The 15,229-nt window shown below is 43.3% G+C and carries 15 protein-coding genes, 1 rRNA gene and 2 riboswitches (1 of these 18 cut by a window edge); of the genes, 10 read left to right on the top strand and 6 right to left on the bottom strand.

Annotation, left to right across the window (positions count from 1 at the left end; all coding sequences use genetic code 11):
- Window positions 1-26 precede the first annotated feature (26 nt).
- Together lytG and NYE53_RS15570 are read left to right on the top strand one after the other, a co-directional pair.
- Window positions 27-875 (top strand): exo-glucosaminidase LytG, encoded by an 849-nt coding sequence (lytG, locus tag NYE53_RS15575; protein ID WP_134154301.1) that lies wholly within the window; start codon window positions 27-29, stop codon window positions 873-875.
- A gap of 108 nt (window positions 876-983) precedes the next feature.
- Window positions 984-1,247: a YiaA/YiaB family protein gene (locus NYE53_RS15570; RefSeq protein ID WP_003222348.1), complete on the top strand. Its 264-nt coding sequence runs from the start codon at window positions 984-986 to the stop codon at window positions 1,245-1,247.
- Between the two features lie 36 nt (window positions 1,248-1,283).
- Here the strand turns inward: NYE53_RS15570 and ktrB are convergent, their stop codons facing one another.
- The gene (gene ktrB, locus NYE53_RS15565; RefSeq protein ID WP_339245520.1) at window positions 1,284-2,621 is read right to left on the bottom strand and encodes a Ktr system potassium transporter KtrB; all 1,338 of its coding nucleotides are present in this window, start codon (window positions 2,619-2,621) and stop codon (window positions 1,284-1,286) included.
- A 6-nt stretch (window positions 2,622-2,627) separates the two neighbouring features.
- Window positions 2,628-3,296: a potassium uptake protein KtrA gene (ktrA, locus tag NYE53_RS15560; protein WP_003228942.1), complete on the bottom strand. Its 669-nt coding sequence runs from the start codon at window positions 3,294-3,296 to the stop codon at window positions 2,628-2,630.
- 71 nt (window positions 3,297-3,367) lie between these two features.
- Window positions 3,368-3,516: riboswitch (cyclic di-AMP (ydaO/yuaA leader) on the bottom strand.
- Window positions 3,517-3,728: 212 nt separating this feature from the next.
- On the opposite strand from ktrA, the gene NYE53_RS15555 reads away from it, so the two are divergent.
- Window positions 3,729-4,918, top strand: a protein-coding gene (locus NYE53_RS15555; RefSeq protein WP_339245518.1) for an IS3 family transposase whose coding sequence is annotated in 2 segments (ribosomal slippage) — window positions 3,729-4,029 and window positions 4,029-4,918 — 1,191 coding nt in all. Because the reading frame shifts where the segments join, the coding sequence is not laid out codon by codon here.
- A 56-nt stretch (window positions 4,919-4,974) separates the two neighbouring features.
- On the opposite strand, the gene bslA is transcribed toward NYE53_RS15555, so the two are convergent.
- On the bottom strand, window positions 4,975-5,520 hold the full coding sequence (gene bslA, locus NYE53_RS15550; protein ID WP_003243556.1) for a biofilm surface layer hydrophobin BslA: 546 nt from the start codon (window positions 5,518-5,520) through the stop codon (window positions 4,975-4,977).
- A gap of 197 nt (window positions 5,521-5,717) precedes the next feature.
- Window positions 5,718-6,260 carry a transcriptional regulator GbsR gene (gene gbsR, locus NYE53_RS15545; protein ID WP_339245515.1) on the bottom strand — a complete coding sequence of 181 codons (543 nt, stop codon included), beginning with the start codon at window positions 6,258-6,260 and terminating at the stop codon, window positions 5,718-5,720.
- A gap of 198 nt (window positions 6,261-6,458) precedes the next feature.
- Here gbsR and betB point away from each other — a divergent pair, with 198 nt between their 5' ends.
- From betB to NYE53_RS15530, 3 genes are all read left to right on the top strand, one after another.
- The gene (betB, locus tag NYE53_RS15540; protein ID WP_339245512.1) at window positions 6,459-7,931 is read left to right on the top strand and encodes a betaine-aldehyde dehydrogenase; all 1,473 of its coding nucleotides are present in this window, start codon (window positions 6,459-6,461) and stop codon (window positions 7,929-7,931) included.
- 16 nt (window positions 7,932-7,947) lie between these two features.
- Window positions 7,948-9,156, top strand: coding sequence for a choline dehydrogenase (gene gbsB / locus NYE53_RS15535; protein ID WP_339248559.1), 1,209 nt, complete (start codon window positions 7,948-7,950; stop codon window positions 9,154-9,156).
- Between the two features lie 87 nt (window positions 9,157-9,243).
- Window positions 9,244-9,822 (top strand): MOSC domain-containing protein, encoded by a 579-nt coding sequence (locus tag NYE53_RS15530; protein ID WP_014477775.1) that lies wholly within the window; start codon window positions 9,244-9,246, stop codon window positions 9,820-9,822.
- Between the two features lie 5 nt (window positions 9,823-9,827).
- On the opposite strand, the gene NYE53_RS15525 is transcribed toward NYE53_RS15530, so the two are convergent.
- The gene (locus NYE53_RS15525; RefSeq protein WP_003242867.1) at window positions 9,828-10,316 is read right to left on the bottom strand and encodes a DinB family protein; all 489 of its coding nucleotides are present in this window, start codon (window positions 10,314-10,316) and stop codon (window positions 9,828-9,830) included.
- Window positions 10,317-10,483: 167 nt separating this feature from the next.
- Here NYE53_RS15525 and NYE53_RS15520 point away from each other — a divergent pair, with 167 nt between their 5' ends.
- From NYE53_RS15520 to NYE53_RS15510, 3 genes are read left to right on the top strand one after another with little or no spacing between them, the layout of a single operon-like run.
- Window positions 10,484-11,008, top strand: a complete 525-nt coding sequence (locus NYE53_RS15520; protein WP_339245510.1) for a hypothetical protein — start codon at window positions 10,484-10,486, stop codon at window positions 11,006-11,008.
- Between the two features lie 20 nt (window positions 11,009-11,028).
- On the top strand, window positions 11,029-12,558 hold the full coding sequence (gene floT, locus NYE53_RS15515) for a flotillin lipid rafts scaffold protein FloT (protein ID WP_003228960.1): 1,530 nt from the start codon (window positions 11,029-11,031) through the stop codon (window positions 12,556-12,558).
- Window positions 12,559-12,575: 17 nt separating this feature from the next.
- Entirely contained in the window at window positions 12,576-13,097 is a 522-nt protein-coding gene (locus NYE53_RS15510; protein ID WP_339245507.1) for a GNAT family N-acetyltransferase, read from the top strand.
- Window positions 13,098-13,138: 41 nt separating this feature from the next.
- Here NYE53_RS15510 and thiT read toward each other — a convergent pair whose 3' ends face one another.
- Window positions 13,139-13,717, bottom strand: a complete 579-nt coding sequence (gene thiT, locus NYE53_RS15505; protein ID WP_339245504.1) for an energy-coupled thiamine transporter ThiT — start codon at window positions 13,715-13,717, stop codon at window positions 13,139-13,141.
- Window positions 13,718-13,816: 99 nt separating this feature from the next.
- A riboswitch (TPP riboswitch) is annotated at window positions 13,817-13,918 on the bottom strand.
- Window positions 13,919-14,383: 465 nt separating this feature from the next.
- On the opposite strand from thiT, the gene NYE53_RS15500 reads away from it, so the two are divergent.
- Window positions 14,384-15,229, top strand: a 16S ribosomal RNA gene (locus NYE53_RS15500) (it continues 704 nt past the right edge of the window).

The following is a 15,229-nucleotide window of genomic DNA, read 5'->3' as shown; positions in this document are numbered from 1 at the left end:
ATCTTTTAATTCGAAGGAAGGTTTTCATGGCCCGTAAAAAACTTAAAAAACGTAAACTCTTGATTTCACTATTTTTCCTTGTATCGATTCCGCTAGCTCTGTTTGTTTTAGCGACAACTTTATCAAAACCGATTGAAACATCCAAAGAAACTGAAGAAATCGATGAACAGCAAGTATTTATAGACAGTCTGTCCGGACATGCCCAAATTTTGTATGAAAAATACCATGTTCTCCCCAGCATCACAATTGCTCAGGCCATTCTCGAATCGGACTGGGGGAACAGTGAACTGGCTGCTAAGGCCAACAACCTTTTTGGCGTAAAAGGGAATTATAAAGGCCATCATGTCACGATGGAAACGGACGAAGTTGAAAAAGGGAAAAGAAAAACCATTCGCGCGAAGTTTCGAAAATACAGCACGTTTTTTGAATCTATGGATGATCACGCCCAATTGTTCGTTCGTGGCACATCGTGGAATAAAAAGAAGTATAAACCGGTGCTTGAGGCAGGGAATTATAAGGAAGCGGCAACAGCCCTGCAAACATCAGGATATGCTACAGATCCTGACTATGCTGACAAAATCAGCGCTATTGTGGAAAAATACGATTTAGATGAGTACGATGAGGTAAATCCATCCCTCAAATCTGTGGATTTAAACGCCTCTATTAAAGACAGTGCCGTTCAAGACGTATGGTCCAAGCCTTCTACTGATGATCGGTCCATAAGGCTTACCTCTGCCCAATCTTACGTCGGCAAAGACATAAAGGTTGTGTCTAAAAAACAGAAAGGCCAGTCTGTATGGTACCAATTCCAAATCAATGATAAACTTATCGGCTGGATTGATGATTCAGCTGTTGAAATAAAGGAGGCAACCTAAGCCCTTTTTACTGGTATTTTTAATTCTTTGTTCCATTCCGGGGAATTTGAGGTATAATATTCCACGGAAGTTATCACTTTTTAACTATGCTTTCGGGAGGGAACAAAGGTGCAGAAATATAGACGCAGAAATACGGTTGCCTTTACAGTATTAGCTTATTTTACTTTTTTTGCAGGAGTATTTTTGTTTAGTATCGGACTCTATAATGCTGATAACCTGGAACTCAATGAAAAAGGTTATTACATCGCTGTTATGATACTTGTAGCAGTTGGTGCGATTCTTACACAAAAAGTGACCCGTGATAACGCGGAGGATAACGAAATCATCGCGGAACAGGAAAAAAGACAAAATCAATCTCATATCGAATCATAAAAAAATCCGGCGACTGTACGCCGGATTTTTTTGATATCACCCTGTAAACACTTCGCCGTCAGGGTAACGGATATTTGATTGCTCTGTTTTTGCGAATGAAAACACGAACGTTAAAGGACCAATTCTTCCGATAAACATGATGACAATAATGATACACTTGCCAGCTGTTGTCAGTTCAGGAGTAAGCCCCATCGTAAGGCCGACAGTTCCGAATGCGGAAAAGGTTTCAAACACAATTTGAAGAAATGACGCTTGTTCTGTGATCGTCAGGGCAAAAATCCCTAAAAACACGATGAACAAACTGGTGACGCTCACAGCTAAAGCTTTAATGATAATCGGATATTTGATGGAACGGCGGAAAATAACCGTTTCTTTTTTACCTCTCAAGTAAGCAATAACAGATGTTAAAATCACGATGAACGTAGTCAGCTTAATGCCGCTCGCCGTTGATGCGCTTCCTGCTCCGATAAACATCAATAATAAAGTAAATACAATTGTTCCTTCTCTCATGCTGCCAAAATCTAGAGAATTGAAGCCTGCGGTTCTCGGCGTCACTGCCTGAAAATAGGACGCCCACAGTTTATCCACTATATGCAGGTGGCCGAGCGTGTCGGGGTTGCTGTATTCTAAAATAAAGACCGTAAGCATAGCAATCGCATTCAACATCAGCGTTCCTGTAAGCATGAGCTTTGTATGTAAAGAAAAAGCTTTAAAACGCCGATTTTTCATCACATCAAACAGAACCGTAAATCCGATCCCTCCTGTAATAAATAAGAAAGTAATTACGAGGTTTACTGTAGGATCGCCAACGTAGCTCATCAAATTATCAGGCCACAACGAAAACCCGGCATTGTTAAAAGCAGATATTGCGTGAAACAAACTTGCAAACAAGCCGGATGACCAGCCGTATTGAGGTACAAGCCGGATGGATAAAATGAGTGCTGCTATCAATTCAATACTGATCGAAAACAGAAACAGGACTTTGACAAGGCCAATGACACCGCCGATTGTCGGCTGGTTTAAGGCTTCCTGGACGAGCATTCGTTCTTTTAAGCCGATTTTTTTTCCTAATATCATGACGATCAAGACCGCAAATGTCATAAATCCAAGCCCGCCAATCTGAATCAGCCCCATAATTACTGTTTGCCCGAATACCGTAAATTGAGTACCGGTATCGACAACAGCAAGCCCTGTAACAGTTGTAGCGGAAGCCGCAGTAAAAAGGGCATCTATCCATGACAATGGCTTCGTAGTGGAAATCGGAAGCATTAATAGGACAGCCCCGATGATAATGGTAAGGAAAAAACCAATGGCAAGCACTTGAGGCGGTGTAAACCGAACCCATTTGATCACTTTATCCTTTTGAAGTGTCACCTTTGTCTACATCCCTTCGTTTTCAAAACGTTTAATATCCTTTTTGTGGCCCATGATCACCAGGCAATCTTGCTCGTGAATGATGTCTTCAGGCGCGGGGGAAAGACAGATATCTCCATGATGTTTGATGGCCAGGATCGTGCAGCCGTACTTTGCTCTTACATTCAGGTCAATAATCGATTTTGAATCAAGCTTGCGCGTAGCCAACAGCTCGACAATACTGTATTCATCAGATAGATCAATGTAATTCAAAACATTTTCGTCTGAAAGGCTTTGTGCGATTTTAACTCCCATATCTTTTTCAGGATGAATAATCCGGTCAGCGCCGATTTTTTCAAGCACCTTGTGATGATAATAGTTTTGAGCCTTCACCCAAATATTTGGAATATCAAGCTCCTTTAATAATAGGGTGGTCAGCGTACTCGCTTGAATATTTGCTCCGATGGCAACAATCACATATTCAAAATTGCGTATTCCTAATGAAAGCAATTCGTTTTCTTCGGTGGCATTGGCAATTACCGCATGAGTGGCGTAAGAAGCATATGCATTGACCTTTTCTTCGTTGATATCAACCGCAAGGACCTCATGTCCCATTCTATGAAGTTCTTTACAAATGCTGCCGCCAAACCGGCCCAGCCCGATCACGGCAAATTGCTTATTTTTAATTCTTCCCAATGTTCATATCTCCCTTAGTGAATTAACGTTTTGAAGCAAAAAAGACCATTGCAAAGAATGGCCGATAATAGACCTCCTCTCTGTATACGCCTACGAGGTTAGCTGTCGGATTAGGGATTCAGAGTACCCCCTCTTACTTAGTAAGATTCACCCCAAGGCTGTTAATAAAACAGCCAATCGTTGGTTCCCCCGTTCGTGTTTGATTAAGCGGTAAAAGAGACTGTATGAAATTGAACACTCAAGAATTTACTCCTGTTTCTAGTGTTTGTCAATTTAAATTTTAAACCAGAAAAAAGATAACGGGGATTAAAGAAAAAGGGGAGGGTAAAACGCAAAAAAGACCGGCGTTTGATATTATCCCCTCTAAGTAGACAGTGTAAAAAGCCCGCTTTTCAAAAGTGGCTGTTACACTATACGTGGAGGGGATTTTTTATGGCGAGAAAAGGGCAACACTTTCAAAACTATACGAAAGAATTTAAGATGAAAGCTGTCAAAATGTACGAGGAAGGAAACAAAAGCTATAACACGTTAGCTGAAGAATTAGGGCTTCGAAGTTCAACCCAGCTCAAAAATTGGGTGAAAACATATCGGGAAGGCAAGTCTTTTGATGATCAAAGGGGAAAAGATACAAAGTCAGACAATCCTTTTATTGGACGCCCTAAAACAACGTTTAAAAGTGTTGAGGAAGAACGAGATTATTTAAAGGCACAGGTCGAATACCTAAAAAAGCGCTATCCAAATCTGCATGGGGAGGACGGATTTTGAAGGCAGCACGATTTGAAGCTGTTCACGAATTGAAGGACCGTTATCCGATTACGTGGCTGGTATGTATCGCCAAAGTGTCACGGTCAGGGTACTATAAATGGCGCAAGGCTCAAAGGTTTCGAATGGCAAGGCAACAGAGAGATCAGATCATAAAAGAGCACATCATGGCGATTCATCATTCACGCCCTTTCTATGGCTATCCTCGGATTACTGTCGCTTTAAAGAAAGAAGGTTTCTGCGTCAACCATAAGCGTGTTTACAGATTGATGAGAGAGATGAACATCCACTCGATTATTCGAAAAAAGCGTCGTTATTTTGGAAGAAAGGCATCGGTTGTCCTGCCAAACCGGCTTAACCGAGAATTTCAAACCAATCAGCCTAATCAGTTATATGTAACCGATATTACCTATATTGCTTGCGGACAACGATTCTATTATCTTTCTGCAGTACAAGATCTTTACAACAATGAGGTTGTCGCATGGAAACTGTCAAAGCGAAATGATCTTGAACTGGTGATGAAAACAGTGGAAAGTTTAACAACTCAACGGGATGTCCAAGGGGCCATTCTCCACTCTGATCAAGGATTCCAATACACAACAAAAGCATATCAAAAGCGACTTGAAACCGTTGGTTTGAAGGGCAGCCATTCCCGTAAGGGAAACTGCCTGGATAACGCCTGTATCGAATCATTTTTCTCGCACCTCAAAACAGAGAATACATACTTTTCTTCATGCCAAACTGAAAAAGAGCTCCACAAAAGCATTAAAGATTACATCCAGTTCTATAATCACGAACGATTCCAGAAAAAATTAAACCAGTGTGCTCCGGTAGAATACCGTAACACACTGGTTGCTTAGGCTTTTTATGGCTGTCTACTTGACAGGGGTAAGACCACGTTAACCGGTCTTTTACATTAGTTGCAACCGCAAGGCTGAGTCGGAGGAGTGCTGCGCTTTGCCACGTCAATGCTGGCTTCTGCGTAAAATTTATTTCCGATGCTTAATGATTTATTCTCCGCACGGAAAGTATATGTACCAGCGGCAGGAAGTGTTTTGTTATTCAGTTTTAATTTGAATTCGCCAGCTCCTAACAAATCAAGTGCCAAAGGAACTCTTACTGTTTTCCCGTTATTGAGGATCTGTGTTGTACGCAAGGCATTTCCGTTCAATGTGTCTTTCGTGTTTGCAGTAAATCCGCTTGGCAATGTAAACTCCATAACGCCAAGGCTGAGAAGCGTGTTTGGACGGTAAGTCAATTCGATATCTGAGAAAGACCATTCCGTTTTGCTGGCGCCAGTGATTGTTGCGAACAATGAAGCTGTGGACTGTGTTCTCATAGTGGATTCAGTATGAGCTTTAGTTGATGTAGATTCAGCTGCGAAAGAAGCTGTAGGTGCAGAAACGAGTAACCCGAGACTTAATGCACTAATTGCCAAAGAAGATAATAATTTGCGTTTCATAACAAAATTCCCCCTAAAAAATGATAAATTAAACAGGCCTGCCCGCTTTTCACCTCCTCTGAAAGGCCAAATACAAATTTTACCTACATAAAATTACCATCAAATATTTTGGAAGTAAATGGGGTGTTTTTCCCGTATTTTTCAAATTTGTAGTAGTTACATCAAAAAAACGCCTGGTTTCCCAGGCGTTTTCTGCTTTACTTTGTTTCGATCGGTATAAATTTAAAAATTTCTCCGGTCTGCACCGATTCAGCAAGCCGTTTCAGCCAGTCATAGTAAGCTTTAGAGCTTTCCAGCTGATCATATAACTGCAGTGCTTCATTTTTGGTATCCTCATCGAGATCTTCCTTTCTTAAAACCTTTTGTAAATCAGCTTGAGCTTCCTCGATCGCTGCTACATTCACCTGAACCTCCCGCTCCCATTTAGGTGGAAAGAAATTTGTGAAAAATTTAAAGAAATCCTTTTCAGCCACAAATGTATGCTTGCGGATTCCCCGGTGAAATGTTTTTTTCACTACATTTAAGTCTTGAAGCTTTTTGACGCCAGTGCTCATGCTTGGTTTGCTCATTTGCAACTCCTCACGCATTTCGTCAAGCGTCATCTCATCCCTCATATACATCGTCCCATATAAAATCCCGACACTGCGGGTAATTCCGTAAAGATCCATCGTTTCAGCAATGGAGTCAATAACAAGATCCCGAGCCTGTTCTATAGCTGCAAATTCTGGATTTTCATCCATACTGACCCTCTTTTCCTTTAGAAAATTAAATTCGTTAAGTTATTTCTTTATGTTCTTTATCTTAACGAATCATGAGGAAAAGTCAAAAAGAAAAATCGAAATGGGACTTTGACAGTTTAAAAACCATATGTTAGATTAATGTTGTTAAAAACATTAAATTTTTATTTAACAAACTTTATTTACGTCAAGGAGGCTTATATGAGTCAAACATTATTCATTGACGGAGAATGGATCAGTGCCGAAAAAGAACAGATCCGCAGTATTATCAACCCATTTAATCAAGAAGAAATTGCAACTGTAAGCGAGGGAGGGCGAGAGGACGCCATCAAAGCAATCGCAGCCGCACGCAGAGCATTTGACAAAGGAGAATGGTCATCGCTATCCGGGCTTGAACGCGGGAAAATTGTTCTGAAAATTGCGGAATTAATCAGACGCGATCTTGAGGAGCTGGCTGAGCTTGAATCTCTTGATACAGGAAAAACACTCGAAGAAAGCAAGGCCGATATGGACGATATCGCCAATGTTTTTCAATATTACGCCGGCTTGGCAGACAAAGATGGCGGAGAGATCATTTCATCTCCGATTCCTGATTCAGAAAGCAAAATTATTAGGGAGCCAATCGGGGTTTGCGGCCAGATCACTCCATGGAATTATCCGCTCCTTCAAGCAAGCTGGAAAATCGCCCCTGCACTGGCTGCAGGAAACACAATCGTCATGAAGCCGAGTGAGATTACGCCGCTGACGACAATCAAAGTCTTTAAGCTGATGGAAGAAGCCGGTGTTCCAAAAGGTGTCGCAAATCTTGTTCTTGGACCGGGAGCCACAGTGGGCGACGAGCTTGCCGTAAACAAAGACGTCGATTTGATTTCATTTACGGGCGGAATTGAAACAGGCAAAAAAATCATGCGGGCGGCAAGCGGAAACGTCAAAAAAATCGCCCTTGAACTTGGCGGGAAAAACCCAAATATTGTTTTCAAGGACGCGGAATTAGAAGTTGCGGTTGATCAGGCCTTAAACGCTGTATTTTTCCACGCCGGCCAAGTATGCTCTGCAGGTTCCCGCTTGCTTGTTGAGGATGCCATTCATGATCAATTTTTGGCGGAGCTGGTCAAACGGGCAAAACGCATAAAACTCGGAAACGGTTTTCATGCTGAGACAGAAAGCGGTCCGCTTATTTCGGCGGAGCACAGGGCAAAGGTAGAAAAATATGTAGAGATCGGAATAGAGGAAGGCGCGAAGCTGGAGACAGGAGGCAAACGCCCGGAAGATCCTGAGCTTCAAAACGGCTTTTTCTATGAACCTACTATTTTCTCAAACTGTAATTCTGACATGAGAATCGTTCAGGAAGAGGTTTTCGGTCCTGTATTGACAGTCGAAACCTTCAGCTCTGAAGAAGAGGTAATCGAGCTTGCGAATGATACCATCTATGGCTTAGCTGGAGCGGTATGGTCAAAAGACATTGAAAAGTGCGAACGGGTAGCAGCCCGCTTGAGAATGGGAACCGTTTGGATCAACGATTTTCATCCGTACTTTGCACAAGCGCCATGGGGTGGATATAAGCAATCCGGGTTCGGACGCGAGCTTGGAAAAATAGGCCTTGAAGAATACACAGAAGTCAAACATGTATACCGCAATACAAAACCGGCAGCGGTTAACTGGTTCAATTCATAAGAGGGGGAGATTGATGATGACATTAAATATGAAGGTAGAAAGCATGCAGAAATTCCACACATTTGAAATTCCGACTGTGATTAAGCATGGAATCGGAGCCATCAAGCATACGGGTGAGGAAGTAGCTGCACTGGGCGTATCAAAAGCGCTCCTTGTCACAGACCCAGGGATTTATAAAGCCGGTGTTGCTGATCCTGTAATCGAATCACTTAAAGAAGCAGGCATTGAAGTGGTGCTCTTTCATAAAGTTGAGCCAAACCCGCCTGTCCGTCTGGTGAATGAAGGATCTGAGCTTTACAAAAAAGAGAACTGTAATGGTTTGGTGGCAGTCGGAGGCGGAAGCTCCATGGATACAGCAAAAGCAATCGGAGTAGAAGCAACTCACGAAGGAAGCGTGCTTGATTATGAAGCGGCAGATGGGAAAAAAACGCTGGAAAACCGCATTCCTCCGCTGACGACAATTCCCACTACAGCTGGAACAGGATCAGAAGTAACCCAATGGGCGGTTATCACAGATGAAGAAAGAGAATTCAAATTCAACACGGGCGGTCCGCTGATTGCAGCGCACTTGACCATCATTGATCCTGAGCTTCATGTTTCAATGCCTCCGCATGTAACAGCTATGACGGGAATTGATGCGCTCGCCCATGCCATTGAGTGCTATACAATGAAATTTGCACAGCCAATCACGGATGCGGTTGCCTTAATGGCGATTGAGTATGCCGCTCATTACATTAAGAGGGCATTTGCTGACGGAGAGGATCTGGAAGCAAGGTACGGAATGGCGCAGGCTGCGATGCTTGCCGGTCTTTCTTACGGAAGTGAATCAGCGGGCGCGGCTCATGCGATGAGCCAAACGCTTGGCGGTATTATCCCAGTCGCTCACGGCCAATGTGTAGCGGCGATGATGGGCCCTGTCATGGAATACAACTGGAAGGGCTATCCTGAGAAGTTTGCGCGTATTGCGAAAGCGTTCGGTATTGATACAAGCAAGATGACAACAGAAGAAGCTGCGAAAGCATCTGTCAATTGGATGTATGATCTGGTCGAAGATTTAGAAGTGCCGACTTTAGAAGAGCAGGGAGTATCACCTGATATGATCGAACGCTTGTCTAAAGAAGCAATGAAAGATCCGCAAACCTTCGGAAACCCTAGAGATTTAAATGAAAAAGCATACAACTGGATCTACAAGCGCTGCTTTAACCTTACGCCTAAAACGGTATAATCAAAATCCCGCTCCTTTACAGAGCGGGATTTTTTGGGATAATGAAGCATAGGTGGAAATTTTGGATAAGAAGGAAGGTGCCAGCTGATGTGGAAGCGTATGACTGCAAAAGCGGAAGGCTTATATATCGCAGATACAGAAAGCTTCGTAACAAAGCAAATGGACAAGCTTGATTTTGATTATGGCGGCATCCCAGGCGACTTGCATTTTGGCCTGACCAAAAAAGCGGGAGCCAGAGAACCAATGTTTTCAAGAGGGACTGAAATTTTTAACCGCAGACAAATTTCAATTGTTTCAATAGAGGAATGCAACGAAATCGCTTTAAAAATGGGAGTGCCGAGGATTTTGCCGGAATGGCTCGGGGCGAATGTGGCAGTCAGCGGTATGCCAGATCTTACTTCATTAAAAGAAGGCAGCCGGATTATTTTTCCGAGCGGAGCGGCTCTGCTGTGTGAGGGCGAAAATGATCCGTGTATCCAGCCGGGAGAAGTCATTCAGTCTTATTATCCGGACCAACCGAAGCTGGCGCCGGCTTTCGTCCGCCACGCACTGGGCATTAGAGGGATTGTCTGTATTGTGGAAAGACCTGGTGCTGTTTACACAGGTGATGAAATAGAAGTTCATTCCTATCAGCGAAAAGTCAAACGAAAAGCAGAAAGGGTCTGATTAAATCAGGCCCTTTCTATCTTTTCTTTAATTTCTTTCATTTGGCTGAGGTGCCGTTTTTCATGATGGCCGATAAAATCGATCCACTGTCTGACAGTCAGCTCTTGAAACACAGGATGCGGAAGCACTCTTTCAAAATCTTCTTCTTTCAGAGAGGCAATCGCAGCAGTCAGCTGCTCTCTTACCACATCAAGCTCACGTTTCATTTGGCTGCCTGAAATAAAATCATGCGCAGGCTCAAGATGACTCGGGGCTTTCCGTTTATTATTTCTGTCCTGTGCTACCTCAAGCGGTTTTTCTTCAATTTCTTTAATCGGAGCGTCCTTTACACGTTCCTTCAACATTTTTTGTGCGGTCATATCGATTTTTTTCAAATGGTCAAGAACTTCCCGTATGCTCCATTCTTCAGCAGAAGGCTTTTGGTTCAGCTTTTCGTCAGAAAGTCCTTTCAATTCATTCCACGTTTCTAATCTGGCTTCATTAAAGATACTCATCATATCTCCTCCTAAAATGACATTACCATATATATAAGCAATTATCATTTATAAAGCACTTCAAATGGGTTATTTGTCTTAAAATTTTGAAACCTTTCCCGTGGTGTCTCGTATAAATGGTAACGGCGGCCGTTCATCAATGCATTGATGAAGAAAGGATGAGGAAATTGGAGTTATTTGGAGTGCCTATACAAACAATTTATCTTTATACGCTTATTATTGCGGGCAGCCTTACGCTATTATTCCTGTTTTTCGGAGATGTATTTGCAGGACTGTCAGAAGGCATTCCGTTTCTTAATCCGACATTAGTGCTCTCATTTTTCACATGTTTTTCAGCGGGCGGATATATAGGTGAACTTGTATTGCCTCTGTCAAGCTTGCTGATTGCGCTTTTATCTTGCATCCTTTCGATCCTGATGGTGGTATTGCTTCACATCTTTGTACTGGTACCATTATCTTCTGCAGAAGAATCATTGGCATATAGAGAAGATGATCTCAGAGGAAGACTCGGTAAAGTGATTACAGCTGTGCCGGTTGACGGGTTTGGTGAAGTGGTCATAGAAGGGATAGGCGGCACCATTTCAAAGTCAGCGGTCAGTTTTGATAATCAGCAGATCAGTTACGGGACAACGGTGTTAGTCGTAGATATTAACAACGGAGTTCTTTCGGTTACTCCGCATGAACCCATTTAACATACAAGGAGGAATTTGATATGACAATGCCGATTATAATGATCATTGGAGTTGTATTCTTTTTATTAATTGCACTAATAGCTGTGTTTATTACGAAGTATCGAACAGCAGGGCCTGATGAAGCGTTAATTGTAACAGGGAGCTATCTAGGTAATAAAAATGTTCATGTCGATGAAGGCGGCAACCGTATTAAAATCGTCCGCGGTGGAGGAACCTTTGTCCTTCCCGTCTTCCAGCAGGCAGAGCCGCTAAGCCTATTATCAAGCAAACTCGATGTTTCGACACCTGAAGTCTATACAGAACAAGGAGTGCCAGTAATGGCCGATGGAACTGCGATTATTAAAATCGGCGGTTCTATAGGAGAAATCGCTACAGCGGCCGAACAATTTTTAGGGAAATCAAAAGACGACCGTGAGCAGGAAGCGCGGGAGGTTTTAGAAGGCCACCTTCGTTCCATTCTCGGCTCAATGACAGTTGAAGAAATCTATAAAAACAGAGAGAAATTCTCTCAAGAGGTGCAGCGTGTCGCTTCACAGGATCTCGCGAAAATGGGGCTTGTGATTGTCTCCTTTACCATTAAAGATGTTCGTGATAAAAACGGTTATCTTGAATCATTAGGGAAACCGAGAATTGCCCAAGTAAAACGCGATGCTGATATCGCAACAGCAGAGGCTGATAAAGAAACCCGAATTAAGCGGGCAGAAGCCGATAAAGACGCAAAAAAATCAGAACTTGAACGGGCGACGGAAATCGCTGAAGCTGAAAAAATCAATCAGCTCAAAATGGCTGAATTTCGCAGAGAACAAGATACGGCAAAAGCGAATGCCGACCAGGCATATGATTTAGAGACTGCCAGAGCGCGCCAGCAAGTCACAGAGCAGGAAATGCAGGTTAAAATTATCGAACGCCAAAAACAAATAGAACTAGAAGAAAAAGAAATTCTTCGCCGTGAACGTCAATACGACTCAGAGGTAAAGAAAAAAGCCGATGCAGACCGTTATTCTGTTGAGCAGTCCGCAGCAGCTGAGAAAGCCAAACAGCTCGCGGAAGCCGATGCCAAGAAGTACAGTATTGAAGCAATGGCAAAGGCTGAGGCGGAGAAAGTAAGAATTGACGGGCTAGCAAAAGCAGAAGCGGAAAAAGCGAAAGGAGAGACAGAGGCAGAGGTTATCCGCCTGAAAGGTCTTGCAGAAGCGGAAGCAAAAGAGAAAATTGCGGCTGCTTTTGAACAGTACGGGCAGGCGGCGATTTTCGATATGATTGTCAAAATGCTTCCGGAATACGCGAAACAAGCAGCGGCACCTCTTTCAAATATTGATAAAATCACCGTTGTCGATACAGGAGGAAGCGGTGAATCAAGCGGAGCAAACAAAGTAACCAGCTATGCGACGAACTTAATGTCAAGTCTGCAAGAAAGTTTAAAAGCATCCTCAGGAATTGATGTAAAAGAAATGCTTGAGAACTTTTCAGGAAAAGGAAACGTAAAACAAAGCATTAATGAATTAACAAATGAAATCAAAGAAGCCAAAACGATCCAAAAATCAGAGTAAGGAAAGGGCAGAACCGTATGGTAACTGTACGTGAAGCGAAGTTAGAGGATATAAAGGACATTGCAAAAGTGCATGTAGACAGCTGGAGGACAACATACCACGAAATTATCCCGATTGATTATTTAAACAGCCTGAACTATAAGGAATTTGAAGACAAATGGAAAAGTCGCTCGTTAAAGGGAGTATTTGTTGCTCAGGACGAAAAGGGTTCAGTATTCGGCTTTGCTTCATTTGGACCTATTCGCTCTGAACAAGAAGGCTATGACAGCGAGTTATACGCTATTTATCTTCTGGAAGAGCGCCAGCGGCAAGGTGCAGGCAGGGCGCTCTTAGCAAAAGGAGCGGAGTTTTTGCTTCAACATGGTTTTTCAAGTATGTTTGTTTGGGTTATTGAGCAGAATCCCTCGATTATATTTTATCAGGCCTATTCACCTGAAAGAGTAGCGGAGGACAACTTTGAAATTGCCGGAGTAAGGCTGAAAGAAGTAGGTCTTGGCTGGCCGGATCTTTCAGCTTTAAAAACACTTCTTAACAGATAACGAACAATCCCCCAGCGGAATTCGCTGGGGGATTGTTACTTTTACGCTTTGTCACTTTTAAGCAGACGGGGTGCTGTCATAAATAATAAACATAGGACAATTGCACAAATAATGAATGAAGGAACCATGTAAGTCGCATTATAAGTTAAAGAATAAATCCATACCGGTGTTCCTTTTGGAGCAAAGCTGCCGAAAAACACAGCTCCTGAAATGACATGCGCGGCATAGCGCAGCAAACTGCCGATAAAAACTGCGCTGACCACTGAAACAATCAATTTCGCTTTTGTTTTTGATACAGCGGCTTTACGGACTGAAGAAGCGAAACAGCCGCTTATACCGATTGCTGCGAAAGCGACAATGTAATCTAACAATAGCTGTACAGGATGTTGAGCAAACAAGTTTCCGATTGCTATTTGTACTAGACCTGTCAACAAACCTGTAGTAAGACCTGCTTTGACACCCCAGCGAAACGAAATTAAAAAGATCGGAATCATCATGATGGAGACCGAGCCTCCTTGAGGCATGCTAAGAAACATTCCTGAGACAATGTCTAAAATAACGGCTGCCGCTGTCATAATGGCAATTTCAATAAGGCGAACCAGTTGCTTAGATTGATTCATATCTATCTCCTTCCATTGACAGATAACCAAAAGGACAACAAAAAAGCAGCACGCGGAAGGATGAGAAAAGTTCCACGCACTGCTTTACGATCTGCAATTCATTTGACTTTGCCACATCCCTACGCCAGCGTTAACTAACAGGTTCAAAGGGTCAGAACGAAACCGCTCACTCTCAGCTTTAATGCTCCCCTTGTGGTCATCAGTATTTAGTTCGTTTCTACTATACAAGAAAACGAAAAAAACAACAAGATCACATGACTGATGTATATGTTCTTTTAAGAAAGTTATATGATACACACGCTTTAGAAATCATGGCGAGGATTATAGTTTATTTGTTTTATAGATTTTTTTAAAAAAACTATTGCAATAAATAAATACAGGTGTTATATTATTAAACGTCGCTGATGCACAGCGGACACAAACTAGATGCTTCAAAACAACTTGAAAAAAGTTGTTGACAAAAAAGAAGCTGAATGTTATATTAGTAAAGCTGCTTCATTGAGAAGTAACGAAATGATCTTTGAAAACTAAACAAGACAAAACGTACCTGTTAATTCATTTTTATAAATCGCACGGCAATGTGCGTAGTCAGTCAAACTAGGGCCTGCACGACGCAGGTCACACAGGTGTCGCCGCAGGATGCGGTGAACTTAACCTGTGATCCATTTATCGGAGAGTTTGATCCTGGCTCAGGACGAACGCTGGCGGCGTGCCTAATACATGCAAGTCGAGCGGACAGATGGGAGCTTGCTCCCTGATGTTAGCGGCGGACGGGTGAGTAACACGTGGGTAACCTGCCTGTAAGACTGGGATAACTCCGGGAAACCGGGGCTAATACCGGATGGTTGTTTGAACCGCATGGTTCAAACATAAAAGGTGGCTTCGGCTACCACTTACAGATGGACCCGCGGCGCATTAGCTAGTTGGTGAGGTAATGGCTCACCAAGGCAACGATGCGTAGCCGACCTGAGAGGGTGATCGGCCACACTGGGACTGAGACACGGCCCAGACTCCTACGGGAGGCAGCAGTAGGGAATCTTCCGCAATGGACGAAAGTCTGACGGAGCAACGCCGCGTGAGTGATGAAGGTTTTCGGATCGTAAAGCTCTGTTGTTAGGGAAGAACAAGTACCGTTCGAATAGGGCGGTACCTTGACGGTACCTAACCAGAAAGCCACGGCTAACTACGTGCCAGCAGCCGCGGTAATACGTAGGTGGCAAGCGTTGTCCGGAATTATTGGGCGTAAAGGGCTCGCAGGCGGTTTCTTAAGTCTGATGTGAAAGCCCCCGGCTCAACCGGGGAGGGTCATTGGAAACTGGGGAACTTGAGTGCAGAAGAGGAGAGTGGAATTCCACGTGTAGCGGTGAAATGCGTAGAGATGTGGAGGAACACCAGTGGCGAAGGCGACTCTCTGGTCTGTAACTGACGCTGAGGAGCGAAAGCGTGGGGAGCGAACAGGATTAGATACCCTGGTAGTCCACGCCGTAAACGATGAGTGCTAAGTGTTAGGGG

This window comes from Bacillus sp. FSL R5-0523, assembly GCF_037975295.1.
GTDB classification, from domain to species: Bacteria; Bacillota; Bacilli; order Bacillales; family Bacillaceae; genus Bacillus; species Bacillus subtilis.
Note: the sequence above shows the minus strand (reverse complement) of the source record. Positions and strands in the feature narration are given on the sequence as shown.

Excerpts from the sequence above, each read along its gene's own strand:
- lytG (WP_134154301.1), top strand. The coding sequence starts at position 27 with ATGGCCCGTAAAAAACTTAAAAAACGTAAACTCTTGATTTCACTATTT.
- bslA (WP_003243556.1), bottom strand. The coding sequence starts at position 5,520 with ATGAAACGCAAATTATTATCTTCTTTGGCAATTAGTGCATTAAGTCTC.
- gbsR (WP_339245515.1), bottom strand. The coding sequence starts at position 6,260 with ATGGATGAAAATCCAGAATTTGCAGCTATAGAACAGGCTCGGGATCTT.
- betB (WP_339245512.1), top strand. The coding sequence starts at position 6,459 with ATGAGTCAAACATTATTCATTGACGGAGAATGGATCAGTGCCGAAAAA.
- gbsB (WP_339248559.1), top strand. The coding sequence starts at position 7,948 with ATGACATTAAATATGAAGGTAGAAAGCATGCAGAAATTCCACACATTT.
- NYE53_RS15530 (WP_014477775.1), top strand. The coding sequence starts at position 9,244 with ATGTGGAAGCGTATGACTGCAAAAGCGGAAGGCTTATATATCGCAGAT.
- NYE53_RS15525 (WP_003242867.1), bottom strand. The coding sequence starts at position 10,316 with ATGAGTATCTTTAATGAAGCCAGATTAGAAACGTGGAATGAATTGAAA.
- floT (WP_003228960.1), top strand. The coding sequence starts at position 11,029 with ATGACAATGCCGATTATAATGATCATTGGAGTTGTATTCTTTTTATTA.
- NYE53_RS15510 (WP_339245507.1), top strand. The coding sequence starts at position 12,576 with ATGGTAACTGTACGTGAAGCGAAGTTAGAGGATATAAAGGACATTGCA.
- thiT (WP_339245504.1), bottom strand. The coding sequence starts at position 13,717 with ATGAATCAATCTAAGCAACTGGTTCGCCTTATTGAAATTGCCATTATG.